At 67.1% G+C, this 14,328-nt stretch carries 14 protein-coding genes; 6 read left to right on the plus strand and 8 right to left on the minus strand.

The window, feature by feature from the left end; all coding sequences use genetic code 11:
• Window positions 1-164: 164 nt before the first annotated feature.
• Window positions 165-1,472 (plus strand): MFS transporter, encoded by a 1,308-nt coding sequence (locus G3O00_RS12710; RefSeq protein WP_011353951.1) that lies wholly within the window; start codon window positions 165-167, stop codon window positions 1,470-1,472.
• A gap of 157 nt (window positions 1,473-1,629) precedes the next feature.
• On the opposite strand, the gene G3O00_RS12715 is transcribed toward G3O00_RS12710, so the two are convergent.
• The 5 genes from G3O00_RS12715 to G3O00_RS12735 all read right to left on the minus strand — a co-directional run bounded on the left by G3O00_RS12715 (window position 1,630) and on the right by G3O00_RS12735 (window position 5,992).
• Window positions 1,630-2,067 carry a DoxX family protein gene (locus tag G3O00_RS12715; RefSeq protein WP_011353950.1) on the minus strand — a complete coding sequence of 146 codons (438 nt, stop codon included), beginning with the start codon at window positions 2,065-2,067 and terminating at the stop codon, window positions 1,630-1,632.
• Window positions 2,068-2,260: 193 nt separating this feature from the next.
• A complete protein-coding gene (locus G3O00_RS12720) occupies window positions 2,261-2,716 on the minus strand; it encodes an RbsD/FucU family protein (protein ID WP_166890090.1) in 456 nt (151 codons plus the stop codon).
• A 78-nt stretch (window positions 2,717-2,794) separates the two neighbouring features.
• The gene (locus tag G3O00_RS12725; RefSeq protein WP_206143141.1) at window positions 2,795-3,187 is read right to left on the minus strand and encodes a nuclear transport factor 2 family protein; all 393 of its coding nucleotides are present in this window, start codon (window positions 3,185-3,187) and stop codon (window positions 2,795-2,797) included.
• A gap of 166 nt (window positions 3,188-3,353) precedes the next feature.
• Complete coding sequence (locus G3O00_RS12730; RefSeq protein WP_206143142.1) at window positions 3,354-4,844, minus strand: aminotransferase class IV; 1,491 nt, start codon at window positions 4,842-4,844, stop codon at window positions 3,354-3,356.
• The gene (locus G3O00_RS12735; RefSeq protein ID WP_206143143.1) at window positions 4,841-5,992 is read right to left on the minus strand and encodes a branched-chain amino acid ABC transporter substrate-binding protein; all 1,152 of its coding nucleotides are present in this window, start codon (window positions 5,990-5,992) and stop codon (window positions 4,841-4,843) included. The genes G3O00_RS12730 and G3O00_RS12735 overlap by 4 nt, the downstream gene beginning before the upstream one ends.
• Before the next feature lie 126 nt (window positions 5,993-6,118).
• On the opposite strand from G3O00_RS12735, the gene G3O00_RS12740 reads away from it, so the two are divergent.
• The gene (locus G3O00_RS12740; RefSeq protein WP_166956571.1) at window positions 6,119-6,601 is read left to right on the plus strand and encodes an Lrp/AsnC family transcriptional regulator; all 483 of its coding nucleotides are present in this window, start codon (window positions 6,119-6,121) and stop codon (window positions 6,599-6,601) included.
• Between the two features lie 98 nt (window positions 6,602-6,699).
• Here the strand turns inward: G3O00_RS12740 and garD are convergent, their stop codons facing one another.
• Entirely contained in the window at window positions 6,700-8,253 is a 1,554-nt protein-coding gene (gene garD / locus G3O00_RS12745) for a galactarate dehydratase (RefSeq protein ID WP_174933406.1), read from the minus strand.
• A 229-nt stretch (window positions 8,254-8,482) separates the two neighbouring features.
• Here garD and kdgD point away from each other — a divergent pair, with 229 nt between their 5' ends.
• A complete protein-coding gene (kdgD, locus tag G3O00_RS12750) occupies window positions 8,483-9,397 on the plus strand; it encodes a 5-dehydro-4-deoxyglucarate dehydratase (RefSeq protein ID WP_206143144.1) in 915 nt (304 codons plus the stop codon).
• A gap of 114 nt (window positions 9,398-9,511) precedes the next feature.
• Here kdgD and G3O00_RS12755 read toward each other — a convergent pair whose 3' ends face one another.
• Window positions 9,512-10,066 (minus strand): hypothetical protein, encoded by a 555-nt coding sequence (locus G3O00_RS12755; protein WP_174933402.1) that lies wholly within the window; start codon window positions 10,064-10,066, stop codon window positions 9,512-9,514.
• Between the two features lie 282 nt (window positions 10,067-10,348).
• Between G3O00_RS12755 and G3O00_RS12760 the strand changes: the two genes are divergently transcribed.
• Complete coding sequence (locus G3O00_RS12760; RefSeq protein ID WP_011353944.1) at window positions 10,349-10,546, plus strand: type II toxin-antitoxin system VapB family antitoxin; 198 nt, start codon at window positions 10,349-10,351, stop codon at window positions 10,544-10,546.
• Window positions 10,543-10,914: a type II toxin-antitoxin system VapC family toxin gene (locus tag G3O00_RS12765; protein ID WP_206143145.1), complete on the plus strand. Its 372-nt coding sequence runs from the start codon at window positions 10,543-10,545 to the stop codon at window positions 10,912-10,914. The genes G3O00_RS12760 and G3O00_RS12765 overlap by 4 nt, the downstream gene beginning before the upstream one ends.
• Window positions 10,915-11,060: 146 nt before the next feature.
• On the opposite strand, the gene G3O00_RS12770 is transcribed toward G3O00_RS12765, so the two are convergent.
• Window positions 11,061-12,638 carry an aldehyde dehydrogenase (NADP(+)) gene (locus G3O00_RS12770; RefSeq protein ID WP_206143146.1) on the minus strand — a complete coding sequence of 526 codons (1,578 nt, stop codon included), beginning with the start codon at window positions 12,636-12,638 and terminating at the stop codon, window positions 11,061-11,063.
• 247 nt (window positions 12,639-12,885) lie between these two features.
• On the opposite strand from G3O00_RS12770, the gene G3O00_RS12775 reads away from it, so the two are divergent.
• Complete coding sequence (locus G3O00_RS12775; RefSeq protein WP_206143147.1) at window positions 12,886-14,265, plus strand: MFS transporter; 1,380 nt, start codon at window positions 12,886-12,888, stop codon at window positions 14,263-14,265.
• The last annotated feature ends 63 nt before the right edge of the window (window positions 14,266-14,328 follow it).

Here is a 14,328-nt window from a genome sequence, read left to right on the forward strand (position 1 = left end):
TCGTCTCCGCCGCGCCTCACCCCGGTGCAGCGGTGCGTGTTGCGTGCCTCACCCGGCACGCGGCACGCTTCGACGATGCAAGCCGCGCCTTGTCAGTCCATGCCGATAGCGGGCCCTGGAGACGCAGCACCGACAACAACATTCGAAAACCGATCGTCCTGACCATGCAAGCTTCCGAATTGAGCGGCGTGCCTCGCGCCGCCGAACGCGCGCTCACGCGCAGCGACTACAAGACCCTTGGCCTTGCCGCACTCGGCGGCGCCCTCGAGTTCTACGACTTCATCATCTTCGTGTTCTTCGCGCCGGCGATTGGGCAACTGTTCTTCCCGCACGACATTCCCGACTGGCTGCGCCAGCTGCAGACGTTCGGCATCTTCGCGGCCGGCTATCTCGCGCGCCCGCTCGGCGGCGTGATCATGGCGCACTTCGGCGACCTGTTCGGCCGCAAGCGGATGTTCACGCTGAGCGTGCTGATGATGTCCGTGCCGACGCTGCTGATGGGCCTGCTGCCGACCTACGACACGATCGGCATCCTCGCACCGGTGTTGCTGCTGCTGTTCCGCGTGCTGCAGGGCGCGGCAGTCGGCGGCGAAGTGCCGGGCGCATGGGTGTTCGTGTCCGAGCACGTGCCGTCCCGTCACATCGGCTATGCGTGCGGCACGCTGACCGCGGGCCTGACGGCCGGCATCCTGCTCGGCTCGCTCGTCGCAGCCGGCATCAACAGCCGCTACTCGACCGCCGAAGTCGGTGCGTTCGCGTGGCGCATCCCGTTCCTGCTCGGCGGCGTGTTCGGCCTGTTCTCCGTGTACCTGCGCCGCTGGCTGCACGAGACGCCGGTGTTCGCCGAGATGAAGGCGAAGAAAGCGCTCGCGGACGAGATTCCGCTGAAGGCCGTGCTGCGCGACCATGGCCGCGCGGTGATCGTGTCGATGCTGCTCACGTGGATGCTGTCGGCCGCGATCGTCGTCGTGATCCTGATGACGCCCGCGCTGCTGCAGAAGCAGTTCCACCTGACGCCCGCGACGACACTGTTCGCGAACAGCGTCGCGACGCTGTGCCTGACGGCCGGCTGCATCACCGCGGGTTCGCTCGCGGGCTGGATCGGCGCGAAGCGCGTGCTCGGCATCGGCGGCATCGGGCTGGCCGCGTGCTACTACCTGCTGTTCGTGCAGGTGGCGGCCGACGCGTCGACGCTGCCGCTCTACTACGGGATCGCGGGCTTCATGGTCGGCACGATCGGCGCGGTGCCGTTCGTGATGGTCAAGAGCTTCCCGGCCGTCGTGCGCTTCTCGGGCATCTCGTTCTCGTACAACGTCGCGTATGCGATCTTCGGCGGCCTCACGCCGGTGATCGTGTCGCTGATGATGAAGTCGAATCCGCTCGCGCCGGTGGTGTACGTCGCGGTGATCTGCGTACTCGGCGCGATCGCCGTGCAGTTCTCGAAGGATGCGAAAGAGGATTCGCCGCACTGAGCGGCGACGGTGCGCGTGCGGTGGCGTCCAGCCGCCGCAGCGGATGACCAAACGCACCCGCGCCCCGCAAGCAATCCATGAACAAAGGGCCGAATCCCGTGGGATTCGGCCCTTTTGTTTTGCTTCAGCGCAATGGCAGCCGCGCGCGTATGTACGATCAGCGCAAGCTGCCGTAAGACGTACTCGGCCGGCGCAGGCCGTCGATGCTCGCACCACCGGCGCCCGTGACGTACAGCAGCAGGAAACCGCCGGCGATCGCGATGTTCTTCCAGAAATGGATCACCATGTCGTGCTGGACCGCGGCGTCCGTCGCGTCCCAGAAATTGTGCCCGACCATCGCGGTCGCGACCGTGTAGAACGCCATCAGCAGTGCAAGCGGCTTCACCTTGTAACCGACGATCAGCAGCAGCCCGCCGAGCCCCTCGATCGCGACGACGATCGGCCCGATCACCTGCGGATACGGCACGTTCAGCCCATGCAGGTAACCGATGAAATCGCCGTAGCCGAGCAGTTTCATCACGCCGCCCCACAGGAACAACGCCGCCAGCGCCAGGCGCGCGAAAAAAATGACGCCGGAATCGACGGAACGCGTCATGCCTCTCTCCTCGTGTGCAATTCGGCCGTCCGCGCGGGGCACGCCCGGGCGGCTCGGCGCCGCGCAGCCCTGCGGGGCCCGCGGCAAATGGGCCAGCATAGACAGAGTTTCGGCCGTGTCCAAGAAAAAGGTTGTAGCAAATCTTTACACGGCGGCGGCCGCGCGGCCCGAAGGCGGCGGGATGAAAAGGCGTTTAGCCCGCGTCGCTCAACAACACGCCCTTCTTGAAGATGAAGCAGCCGTAGCCGCGCAGCTCACCGGTGACGATCACCGCGTAGGCCTGCTGCGCGCGCTCGTAGAACGCGAACCGGTCGACGCCCGCAAGCGGCACCGCGCGCCCTTCCGCGCGGTCGATCTCGGCCTGCACCTCGCGCTGCACGGGTGGCACCGCCGCCGCATCGCCGACGACCTCCATCCGCCACGCGGGCGTGTCGACGAACGTGTCGAGCGGCAGCACGGACAGCACCGCGCGCACGACGCGCGCCGAATCGGCACCGTCGATCCGCAGCGCGCGACCGACCACCGTGTGCTCCGCGACGGATTCCGCGGGGAAATTCGCATCGCAGATCGCGATTTCGTCACCATGGCCCATCGCGCGCAGCGTGTGCAGGATGTCGGCGTGCAGCAGCGGGTCGAGATTCTTCAGCATGTCGGCTAGTCTCCGGGATCAGGAACGAACGCGTAACGTTACCCGATCCCGGTGACCGCTGCGCATGCATCGCTCGCGTCACGACGCCGCGGCCGGCATTTCGTCGATGAAGCCCGTGACCGATGCGAGGCGGCCCGACGCGTCGACGGTGCCGAAGTCCGAACCCTTCACGATCGCCGCGCCGTCGGGCGACACGAGCGCCCACGAGAACCGCAGGTGCTGGCCGAACCCGTCGACGTCCGTCGTGCGGCGGAAGCGGAACGCGGGAAATCGCTCCTGCACGGCCGCGATCATCGCGTCGATGCCTGCGTGGCCGTCGCCGGCCATCAGCGGATCGCGATACGCCGCGTCGCTCGCGTAGGTCGCATCGATCAGCGCGCGGCGGCGCGCGACGTCGAGTTCGTTCCAGGCGTCGAAGTAGCGGTCGATCAGGTCGGCGTAAACGGACGAAGCAGATTGGGCGGTGTTCATGGCGAGGCTCCTTGTGTCGATGAGAGGACGATGTCGCGAATGTGGCGTGTTTCGTGTTCGCGTGCAGTCATCGTCGCCGGCCTCGCGCGGGCGGTCGATTACGTACGAGGTAAGGAAATCGCGCCCGCGCTGCCGTGATCAACCATCAGCCATCCACCACCCGCCATCAACCGGCCGCGTAGTCGACCGCCAGGCTCCACGCCGGATCCTCGTGCTTCGCCCAGTACGCGTCGAACAGCCGGCGCGTCATCGGGCCCGGCCGGCCGTCGCCGATCGGCGCGCCGTTCAGCCGCGTGACGGGCATGATCCCGCCGGCCGTCGACGTGATGAACACTTCATCCGCGTCGCGCAGTTGCGCGTCGTCGATGCGATCGGCCTGCGCGTCGATGCCCATCGACGCCGCCAGCTCGAACACGGTCTGCCGCGTGATGCCGTGCAGCACGCCGCGCTCGGGCGTCCGAAGCCCGCCGTCGCGCACGACGAAGAGGTTGAATCCGGGCCCTTCGGCGATGCTGCCGTCCGTGCACTTCAGCACGACCGACTCCGCCCCCGCGTCGTAGCCCTTCAACAGCCCCGCGACGAGGTCGAGCCAGTGGTAGTTCTTGATCTGCGGATCGACCGATTCGGGCGGAATCCGCCGCACGTCGTCGACCACGTGCAGATGCAGGCCCTCGCGCAACTGCCGTTCGTTCGCGACCGAGCCGTACGGCACCGCGAACGCAATGAACTGGTTCACCGCGTCGCGCGGATCGCGGCTGAAGGTGGGCGATACGCCGCGCGTGCACAGCATTTCAACGTACGCGTTGCGCAAGCCCGAGCGGCGCACGCATTCGACGAGGATGTCACGCAGCGCGTCGTCGCTCAGCGGCACATTCAGCCGCAGCCTTGCCAGCGAGCGCCTGAACCGCGCGATGTGCTGGTCGAGGCGGAAGAAGCGGCCGTTCCACACGTGCACCGTGTCGTACGTGACGTCGGAATGCAGGAAGCCCCAGTCGAGCACCGACACGCGAGCGTCGGCGATCGGAATGAAGCGGCCGTTCATGTACGCGGCGCCCGGCGGATACGCGGGCGCTTCGGCAGGCTGAATATCGTCCGGCGCCGTGCGTGCCGCGTCGGGAACCTGCGGCGCGTAGTCGACCTGCGCGGCAAACGACGCGCGATCGGCTTCGAACACGCTGCGATGCACGACCGCATTCGGCCCCGCCGCGCGATCGAACGACAGCTTGCCGTCGAGATGATCGATCTCGTGCTGCATCAGCTCCGACACATCGGGCGACAGCGCGTCGCGCCGATGCAGCTCGCCGTCGAGCGTCGTGTACTGCACGCTCACCGACGCGTGGCGCTCGACCCGCACGAACAGGTCGGGAAAGCACATGCAGTCGTCCCACAGCGTCATGCGCGCATCGCTGCGCCACACGATCTCGGGGTTCGCGATCACGTCGGGCCAGCCATCGAGCGCCAGCGCGATCATCCGTTGCCCGACGCCGATCTGCGGCGCGGCGACCGCGCGGCCGAAACCGTGCTCGTCGCGAAACGCGCGCAGCGCGGCGCGCAGTGCGCCGGCCGCTTCACGCACGGCGGGATCGGCGACGTCGCCGACCGGACGCGCGACGTCGCGCAACGATACGGTGCCCACGGGAAGAATCCGCGTATTCATTTCACTACCTCCGACAAAGTCACCTTGTTGCCTCCTTTGAACGTCGAAATCGTTGCCGCCGGATCGCGCAGCTCGCCATTCGCGTCGAACGCGATCCGGCCGGTCACGCCCTGGAAGTCGACGCGATGCAGCGCGTCGACGATCTTCGCGGGATCGGTGGACTGCGCGAGCATCACCGCGTGGTAGACGGCCATCATCGCGTCGTACGCATACGGCGCGTAGAGCTGCACGGGAGCGCCGTATTTCTGCGTGAAGCGCGCCGCGAACGCGGGGCCGCCCGGCATCTTCGCGAGGCTTCGGCCGCCATCCGCGCACACGAGGTTGCCGTCGAGCGCATCGCCGGCCAGTTTCAGGATCTCGTGTGTGCACAGACCGTCGCCACCCAGCAGCGGCGCGGCGATCCGCAACTTCTTCATCTGCTTGAGCATCGGGCCGCCTTGCGTGTCCATGCCGCCGAAGAAGATCGCGTCGGGCGACTTGCCCTTGAGCAGCGTCAGCGGCGCGCCGAAGTCGAACGCCTTGTCGGTCGTGTATTCGCGGCCGACCACGGCCGAGCCCGTCTTCCCGAGCCCGTCGACGAACACGTCCGCGATGCCCTGGCCGTAAGCCGTGCGATCGTCAACGACGCCGATGCGGCGCGCGTGCAGCTGCTCGACCGCATAGCGGGCAACGGCCTGCCCGAGGAAGTCGTCGTTCGCGAGCATCCGGAACGTCGTGCGATAGCCGAGACGCGTGAATTCGGGATTGGTGGCCGACGGCGTCAGCTCCGCGATGTTCGCCGTCGCATAGAGCCGCGCGACGGCAATCGACGTCCCCGAATTCTGGTGGCCGATCACCGCGCTGACGTGCGTATCGACGAAGCGCTGCGCGACCGTCGTCGCGACCTTCGGGTCGGCCTGGTCGTCCTGCGCGTCGAGCGCGAACGTGACCGGATGCCCGGCGACGCTCGGATGCGCCGCGTTGATTTCGTCGATGGCCAGCCGGATGCCGCGCGCGCTGTCCTCGCCGAAATGCGCCTGCGCGCCCGTGAGCGCGCCGGCAAAACCCACGACGACCGTATCCGCGCCAGACGCGGGAACGGCCAGTACAAGCGACACAAGTGGCACGAGCGGCACGAGCCGCGCCAGCAGCAGACGTCGGGAACGCATGATGTTTTCCTCGCAGCTTCGTCGTTGACGGATGCTACGATTATCGGCAGCCGTCGCGAAATCCGATAAACATCGGGCGGCCTCGTTCGTGAGTTTGTTTCGTTTTTTCTCCCCGAAGGAAATCCGATGAATCCCGCCGCCGCGCCGCTCGACGACTTCGACCTGCGGATCCTCGCCCGCCTCCAGCACGACAACCAGATCACCAACCAGGCGCTCGCCGCCGAGATCGGCCTGAGCCCGCCCGCGTGCCTGCGCCGCGTGAAGCGGCTGCGCGACGAGCGCTACATCCAGCAGGACGTGTCCGTCGTCGATCCGACCAAGGTCGGCCTCCCGTTGACGATGCTCGTGCTCGTGCAGGTCGAGCGCGAACGGGTCGACCTGCTCGACGAATTCAAGCGGTTCCTGAAATCGCTGCCGGAAGTCATGCAGTGTTACGTGGTGACGGGCCGGGCGGATTTCGTGCTGATGATCGCGATGCGCGACATCGACCACTACGAGGAGTTTTCCACGCGCGTGTTCCGGCAACACCACAACATCCGTCACTTCGAGACGATGGTCGTGATGTCGCGCGTGAAGGTGGGGCTGTCGCTGCCGATCGACATCGCGTAACGAACGCGCGGCGCGGGCCGGTGCACGTGCCCGGGCCGCCGCAATGAAAACGGGCGCCCTCGGGCGCCCGCTTCGTCTGGCGGCAACTACCGCACGCGTCAGGTCACCGGCGCCGGATTGAACAGCGTCAGCGCATTCGCGAGCTTCCATTGCTCGGCCCACGTGCGGCGCTTGCCGCTCGCGACGTCGAGCATCAGCCGGAACAGCTCCCAGCCGGTGTCCTCGATCGTGGCCGCGCCGGTCGCGATCTGCCCCGCATCGAGATCCATCAGGTCGTGCCAGCGGCGCGCAAGGTCGCTGCGCGTCGCGACCTTGATCACCGGCACCTGCGCGAGGCCGTACGGCGTGCCGCGGCCGGTCGTGAAAATATGCAGGTTCATCCCGGCCGCGAGTTGCAGCGTGCCGCAGATGAAGTCGCTCGCGGGCGTCGCCGCGTACAGCAGCCCCTTCTGTTTCGCGCGATCGCCGGGACGCACGACACCGGCGATCGGCGCGCTGCCCGACTTCACGATCGAACCCATCGCCTTCTCGACGATGTTCGACAGGCCACCCTTCTTGTTGCCTGGCGTCGTGTTCGCGCTGCGGTCGACGCGGCCGCGCTGCAGGTAGCGGTCGTACCAGTCCATCTCGCGGATGATCTCGCGCGCGACGTCCTCGTTCGCCGCGCGCGACGTGAGCTGCGCGACACCGTCGCGCACTTCCGTCACCTCGGAGAACATGATCGTCGCGCCCGCGCGCACCAGCAGGTCGGCCGCGAAGCCGACAGCCGGGTTCGCGGTGAGCCCCGAGAACGCGTCACTGCCGCCGCACTGCACGCCAACGACGAGATCCGACGCGGGGCACGTCTCGCGGCGGCGGCGGTTCAGCCGCTCGAGATGCGCTTCGGCCATCTTCATGATCGAGTCGATCATCGAGTTGAAGCCGACGTGCGCAGCGTCCTGCAGGCACACCACGCCGCCGTTGTCGGCCGCACCGTCGGCCGCGACGGGAATCGTGCCGGGCGGCAGCAGGCGCTCGGGCTGCAGCTTCTCGCAGCCGAGGCTCACGGTCATCACCTCGCCGCCGAAATTCGGATTCAGGCTGATGTTGCGCAGCGTGCGAATCGGGATGTCGGCGTCGGGCGCATCGATCGCCACGCCGCAGCCGTACGTGTGCTCGAGCCCGACCACGTCGTCGACGTTCGGGTAGCGCGGCAGCAGCTCGGCCTTGATCCGCTTCACCGCGTGCTCGACCACACCCGACACGCACTGCACGGTCGTCGTGATCGCGAGGATGTTGCGCGTGCCGACCGAGCCGTCGGCATTGCGGAAGCCCTCGAACGTATAGCCTTCGAGCGGCGGCAGCGGCGGCGCGGCGCGCGTTGCGAGCGGCAGGTCGTCGAGCCCCGGCGGTTCGGGCATGCGCATCGTGCGTTCGTTGACCCAGCTGCCGCGGCGCAGCTCGACCAGCGCATAGCCGATCACCACGTTGTAGCGGACGATCGGATCGCCGGCCGCGAGGTCGACCAGCGCAACCTTGTGCCCCTGCGGCACGCCTTCGCGCAGCGTCAGCCCGTCGGCGAACGTCGCACCCTCGGGCAAGCCGCCGTCGTTGACGACGATCGCGACGTTGTCGTCCGGGTGCACGCGGATATAGAGCGGGGAAGCAGTCATCGGAATTCCTGGAGGCTATCGGCCATATCATTAGTCATCATACGACATTCAACCTTGATCGGCGATGCTGCGTAAACCCTTATCCGGAAAGACCCTACTATTTATCGACCAGCAAACCGCTTGCGTCACCCCTCCTCTCGTTGTACGATGACATACAACGACATCGCCAATGTGGCACGTATGCCGTTCCCGACGAACCCAGCACTCGCGCTAGACGGACGACCCAACCATGACTTCACCGCAAGAACTCAAACAGATCATCTCCCACGGCCTGCTGTCGTTTCCGCTGACGGATTTCGACGTCGACGGCAGCTTCCGCCCGTCCACCTATGCCGAGCGCCTGGAATGGCTCGCGCCGTACGGTGCGAGCGCGCTGTTCGCGGCCGGCGGCACCGGTGAATTCTTCTCGCTCACGCAGCGCGAGTATTCGGACGTGATCCGTGTCGCGACGGAAACCTGCAAGGGCAAGGTGCCGATCCTCGCCGGCGCGGGCGGCGCAACGCGTGTCGCGATCGAATATGCGCAGGAGGCCGAGCGCCTCGGCGCGAGCGGCGTGCTGCTGATGCCGCACTACCTGACCGAAGCGAGCCAGGAAGGGATCGCCGACCACGTCGAGCAGGTGTGCCGCGCGCTGAAGATCGGCGTCGTGGTGTACAACCGCGCGAATTCGAAGCTGAACGCCGACATGCTCGAGCGCCTCGCCGACCGTTGCCCGAACCTGATCGGCTTCAAGGACGGCGTGGGTGAAATCGAAAGCATGGTGACGATCCGCCGCCGCCTCGGCGACCGCTTCGCGTACCTCGGCGGCCTGCCGACGGCCGAAGTCTATGCCGCCGCGTACAAGGCGCTCGGCGTGCCGGTGTATTCGTCGGCCGTGTTCAACTTCATCCCGAAGACGGCGATGGAATTCTACGAAGCGATCGCGAAGGACGACCACGCCACGGTCGGCCGCCTGATCGATGACTTCTTCCTGCCGTACCTGAAGATCCGCAATCGCCGCGCGGGCTATGCGGTCAGCATCGTGAAGGCGGGCGCGAAGCTCGTCGGCCATGACGCAGGCCCGGTGCGTGCACCGCTCGTCGACCTCAACGATGAAGAAGTCGCGGAGCTCGACGTGCTGATCAAGAAGATGGGCCCGCAGTAAGCGGCGGGCAGTCAACCGGCACACGCCTCGGTGTGTGCCGGTGCGGCGCCGCATGTTTGGCCCCGCTTGCTCCTTTCGACGGCCGGCCCGCGCTTCGCGGGCCGGCCGTTTTCGTCACATCTGCGAGATGGTGCCGACGATCCGGTAGCGCAGGCTGCCCAGCCTGAGCCGGGTCGCGGCGATCTCCGCGCCGGTGGCCGAGCGCCGCGCACGCGTGTTCGGGTCGCTGGCGAGCATCTGGTCGAGCACGTCGGGATCGACGACTGCGTCGAAGAATCGCCCGACCGTGAGCATCGCGTACTGCTTCGCGGTCGCCAGCTGGCTGTTGGCCTGTGTCAGCGCGTCTGTGCGCAGGCCCGGGTCGCGTTCGTCGATGCTGCGGCGATGCTTCAGCGCGAACACCAGCGCCTCCATGTCCAGCCTGAACCGCTTGACGGCCTGGCCGAACCGGAGCGAATGCGGATCGGAATCCGTAACGGGCCGCCCCTGGTTGATCGTCACGTCGAATTCGCTGCCGCCCAGGTCGCGCTGCAATTCGAACAGCGCATTGGCCAGCACGCGGCCTTCGCTATATTCCCCGACCTGCGTGCGCACTGATTTCGCGACGTCGCCAACCGCTTTCCACAACCCGGCCGCGAACAGGTGGTCGCCACGTTTGCTGATGTTCATGATGCCGTTCCCTCTTGGTCTTTTTCTGGATCTCTCAGGTTTCGCCCTGCGGGTCGGACGACCCGGGGCTTCGGTACTGTAGGAGAAAAGCGGGCGGCGGGAAAGCCGGCAAGATCAACGACCGTTTTTGCCCACACGACGGCGCCGGCGCTCGCCCCGGCCAGCGGCCCCCTCCATGTCCCCTCGGCACGATCCAGATTCATTACACCCTCTGGCACATGCATCACCATCAGCATCAGTTGATGCGATAATTGATGCCTCGATCCTTTCCGGAGGCGCACCATGCGCACGACCTTGTCCCTTGACGACGCCCTGCTTGCCAAAGCGCAGCAATTGACCGGCGTGACCGAAAAATCAGCCTTGGTGAAAGAGGCGCTGCGCGCGTTGATCGCCCGCGAAAGCGCCCGTCGGCTCGCCCGACTCGGCGGCACCGAGCCTGATCTCGAATCCATCCCGCGCCGCCCGTCGGACCCAGCATGATTCTTGTCGACACCTCCGTCTGGATCGACCATCTTCGCGCCGGTGACGTCACGCTCACAGCGCTACTGGAAACCGATCGAGTACTGATCCATCCTTTCGTGATCGGCGAACTCGCGCTCGGCAGCCTGCGAGATCGCCAGACCGTACTGGATGCGCTGCGCGATCTGCCCGTCGCCACCTCGGCAACTGACGATGAAGTTCAGCGCCTGGTCGATGTCGTGCCGCTTCACGGGCTCGGCATCGGCTACGTCGATGCGCACCTGCTCGCCTCGGTCCGACTGACCGGTGGCAGCACGCTGTGGACACGCGACCGGCGCCTGCTGAGCGCAGCAGACCGCCTGGGGCTCGCTGCGCATCCCGCCCACTGACGCGGCGAGATCGGCACCACCCAAACCTGCCATGCAAAAAAGGCGGAAGCGGCTCACCGGCCACTTCCGCCTTTTCCTTTGTTGCGACCGGCGAGCACTCAGGCTCCCCGGCCGCAGCGGATCGCTCCCTCAATCGAGGTGCGTCATCACTCCGCCTTCCCGTCCCGCAGCCGCGGAATCTCGAGCGGATTACGCTCCTGCAGCCCTTCCGGCAGCAGATCGTCCGGAAAATCCTGGTAGCACACGGGCCGCAGGAAACGGTCGATCGCCGTCGCGCCGACCGACGTGACGGCCGGGTTCGACGTAGCCGGGAACGGCCCGCCGTGCACCATCGCGTCGCACACCTCGACGCCGGTCGGGTAGCCGTTGACCAGCAGGCGGCCCGCCTTGCGTTCGAGGATCGGCAGCAGCTGGCGCGCGAGCGGCTTGTCGTCGGCGTCCATCTGCAGCGTGGCCGTCAGCTGGCCTTCGAGCGCTTCGAGCACGCGCGCGACTTCGTCGAGATCGCGGCAACGCACGATCAGCGACGCCGGACCGAACACTTCGTGACTGAACGCCGGCTCGGCCAGGAACGCCTGCGCGCCAACTTCGTACAGCGCGCCGCCGGCCTGGCAGTCGGTCTGCGCCGCCTCGCCCGCGCCGATTTCACGCACGCCCGGCAGTTCGGCCAGCTTGCCGCGGCCGTTGCGATACGCATCGGCGATGCCGCGCGTGAGCATCACGCCGGCCGGCTTCTTCGCGAGCGCCTGCGCGGCGACGGTTTCGAAGCGGTCGAGATCGGGGCCGTCGATCGCGAGCACGAGGCCCGGGTTGGTACAGAACTGGCCGACGCCGAGCGTCAACGAATCGACGAAGCCCGTCGCGATCGCGTCGCCGCGCGCGGCGAGCGCCGCCGGGAACAGCACGACGGGGTTGATGCTGCTCATTTCCGCGTAGACGGGAATGGGCTGCGGGCGGGCGTTCGCGAGCTGCACGAGCGCCATGCCGCCCTGTCGCGACCCCGTGAAGCCGACCGCCTGGACCGCCGGATGGCTGACGAGCGCCGCGCCGATCACGCGGCCGGGGCCGACCAGCAGCGAGAACACGCCCGCCGGCATGCCGGTTTTCGCGACGGCGGCGCTGATCGCGAGGCCGACCAGCTCCGGCGTGCCGAGGGGCGGCGCGTGCGGCTTCACGATCACCGGGCAGCCGGCCGCAAGCGCCGGCGCCGTATCGCCGCCGGCCACCGAGACCGCGAGCGGGAAATTGCTCGCACCGAACACGACGACGGGCCCGAGCCCGACCTTCTGCAGCCGCAGGTCCGAACGCGGCAGCGGCGTACGTGCGGGCTGCGCGGGATCGATCGACGCGGCGAGGAAGCGCCCGTCGCGCACAACGCGCGCGAACAGCCGGAGCTGGCCGACAGTGCGGCCGCGCTCGCCCTGCAGCCGCGCGACGGGCAGGCCCGTTTCGGCGTGCGCGCGCTCGATCAGCGCGTCGCCGAGCGCGACGATTTCATCCGCGATCGCGTCGAGAAACGCCGCGCGGGCCGCAAGCGGCTGCGCGCGGTACGCGTCGAACGCATCGCGTGCGAGTTCGCATGCGCGCTCGACGTCGGCCTGCGTCGCGACGCCGAATGCCGGCGCGTCGATCGGCGCGCCCTTCGACGGGTCGAACGCGCGCAAGGTACCGGCCGAGCCGGCCACCGCGTCGGCGCCGATCAGCATCTCTCCAGTCAGTTGCATGGGGTGTGCTCCGTGGTTCGGGAATTGATCGCCCATTGTAGCTCAACAGATATGATGTCCGCCCACCAAGCATCAATATTTACGTCACCTGCCAGCCCTGACCCAAAACGCGCAGAACCCTTATTTCACGGGATAACTGCCGCTATTTTTACGCTTTCACGTCATCATCCAGAGGGAAAACCCGAGGTTTCCGCGTCTGATTATTGCCCATAAACTGCCGCCATGTCATACGACGACGTACATTAAAGTGCCTAATCAGACCTCCTCTCGCGAGCTTCCGCTCGATCTCGCGCGCACCGCGCGCCGGACCGCCGTGCGTTACTGGATCCTGGCGATGCTGTTCGTCGTCACGACGCTCAACTATGCGGACCGCGCGACGCTGTCGATCACCGGCACGCCGATCCGCAAGGCGTTCGGCATCGATCCGGTGACGATGGGCTACATCTTCTCGGCGTTCAGTTGGGCATACGTGCTCGCGCAGCTGCCGAGCGGCTGGTTGCTCGACCGCTTCGGCGCGCGGCGCGTGTATGCGGGCAGCATCTTCCTGTGGTCGGCGTTCACGCTGCTGCAGAGCACGATCGGCCTCGGCGGCAGCGCCGCGTTCGCGGTGGCCGCGCTGTTCGCGATGCGCTTCGCGGTCGGCATCGCCGAAGCCCCGGCCTTTCCGGCGAACGCGAAGGTCGTCGCGAGCTGGTTCCCGACCGCCGAGCGCGGCACCGCGTCGGCGATCTTCAACGCCGCGCAGTACTTCGCGGCCGTGGTGTTCTCGCCGCTGATGGCGTGGCTCACGCATGCGTACGGCTGGCATCAGGTGTACCTGTGGCTCGGCCTCGCGGGCATCGCGCTCGCGTTCCTGTGGCTGCGGGTCATGAAGGACCCGGCCGATCATCCGGCCGTGAACCGCGCGGAACTCGACCACATCGAACAAGGTGGCGGCCTGGTGCGCACCGCCGCGCGCAGCAGCAACGGCTCGCGATCCGAAAGCAGCCGCGTGGCCGGCTGGTACTACGTGCGCCAGCTGCTGTCGAACCGGATGCTGATCGGCGTGTACCTCGGCCAGTACTGCGTGAACGTGCTCACGTACTTCTTCCTCACGTGGTTCCCGATCTATCTCGTGCAGGCGCGCGGAATGTCGCTGCTGAAGGCCGGTTTCATGACGTCGCTGCCCGCGATCTGCGGGTTCCTCGGCGGCGTGCTCGGCGGAATGCTGTCGGACGGGCTGATCCGCCGCGGCGTGTCGCTGACGCTCGCGCGCAAGATCCCGATCGTCGGCGGGATGGCGCTGTCGATGGTCATCATCGGCTGCAACTACGTCGACAGCGAAGTGCTGGTGATCGTGCTGATGGCCGTGTCGTTCTTCGGCAAGGGGATCGGCTCGCTCGGCTGGGCCGTCGTCGCGGATACCGCGCCGAAGGAAGCGATCGGCCTGTCGGGCAGCCTGTTCAACATGTTCGGCAACACCGCCGGCATCGTCGCGCCGATCGCGATCGGCTACCTCGTCGGCGCAAGCGGCTCGTTCAACGGCGCGCTCGTGTTCGTCGGGCTGAACGCGCTCGTCACCGTGTTCAGCTATCTCGTGATCGTGAAGGACATCCGGCGCGTCGAGCTACGTCATCGCGACGCCTGACGTTCGGCTTCAAACCAATACGACGGCGGCCGCGTGAAAACGGCCGCCGTTGTTGCATCGGAT

This window comes from Burkholderia sp. Ac-20384 (assembly GCF_017104605.1).
In the GTDB taxonomy this organism is placed as follows: domain Bacteria; phylum Pseudomonadota; class Gammaproteobacteria; order Burkholderiales; family Burkholderiaceae; genus Burkholderia; species Burkholderia lata.

Coding starts and splice junctions, on each gene's coding strand:
- G3O00_RS12710 (WP_011353951.1), top strand. CDS start 165: ATGCAAGCTTCCGAATTGAGCGGCGTGCCTCGCGCCGCCGAACGCGCG.
- G3O00_RS12715 (WP_011353950.1), bottom strand. CDS start 2,067: ATGACGCGTTCCGTCGATTCCGGCGTCATTTTTTTCGCGCGCCTGGCG.
- G3O00_RS12720 (WP_166890090.1), bottom strand. CDS start 2,716: ATGCTGAAGAATCTCGACCCGCTGCTGCACGCCGACATCCTGCACACG.
- G3O00_RS12725 (WP_206143141.1), bottom strand. CDS start 3,187: ATGAACACCGCCCAATCTGCTTCGTCCGTTTACGCCGACCTGATCGAC.
- G3O00_RS12730 (WP_206143142.1), bottom strand. CDS start 4,844: ATGAATACGCGGATTCTTCCCGTGGGCACCGTATCGTTGCGCGACGTC.
- G3O00_RS12735 (WP_206143143.1), bottom strand. CDS start 5,992: ATGCGTTCCCGACGTCTGCTGCTGGCGCGGCTCGTGCCGCTCGTGCCA.
- G3O00_RS12740 (WP_166956571.1), top strand. CDS start 6,119: ATGAATCCCGCCGCCGCGCCGCTCGACGACTTCGACCTGCGGATCCTC.
- garD (WP_174933406.1), bottom strand. CDS start 8,253: ATGACTGCTTCCCCGCTCTATATCCGCGTGCACCCGGACGACAACGTC.
- kdgD (WP_206143144.1), top strand. CDS start 8,483: ATGACTTCACCGCAAGAACTCAAACAGATCATCTCCCACGGCCTGCTG.
- G3O00_RS12755 (WP_174933402.1), bottom strand. CDS start 10,066: ATGAACATCAGCAAACGTGGCGACCACCTGTTCGCGGCCGGGTTGTGG.
- G3O00_RS12760 (WP_011353944.1), top strand. CDS start 10,349: ATGCGCACGACCTTGTCCCTTGACGACGCCCTGCTTGCCAAAGCGCAG.
- G3O00_RS12765 (WP_206143145.1), top strand. CDS start 10,543: ATGATTCTTGTCGACACCTCCGTCTGGATCGACCATCTTCGCGCCGGT.
- G3O00_RS12770 (WP_206143146.1), bottom strand. CDS start 12,638: ATGCAACTGACTGGAGAGATGCTGATCGGCGCCGACGCGGTGGCCGGC.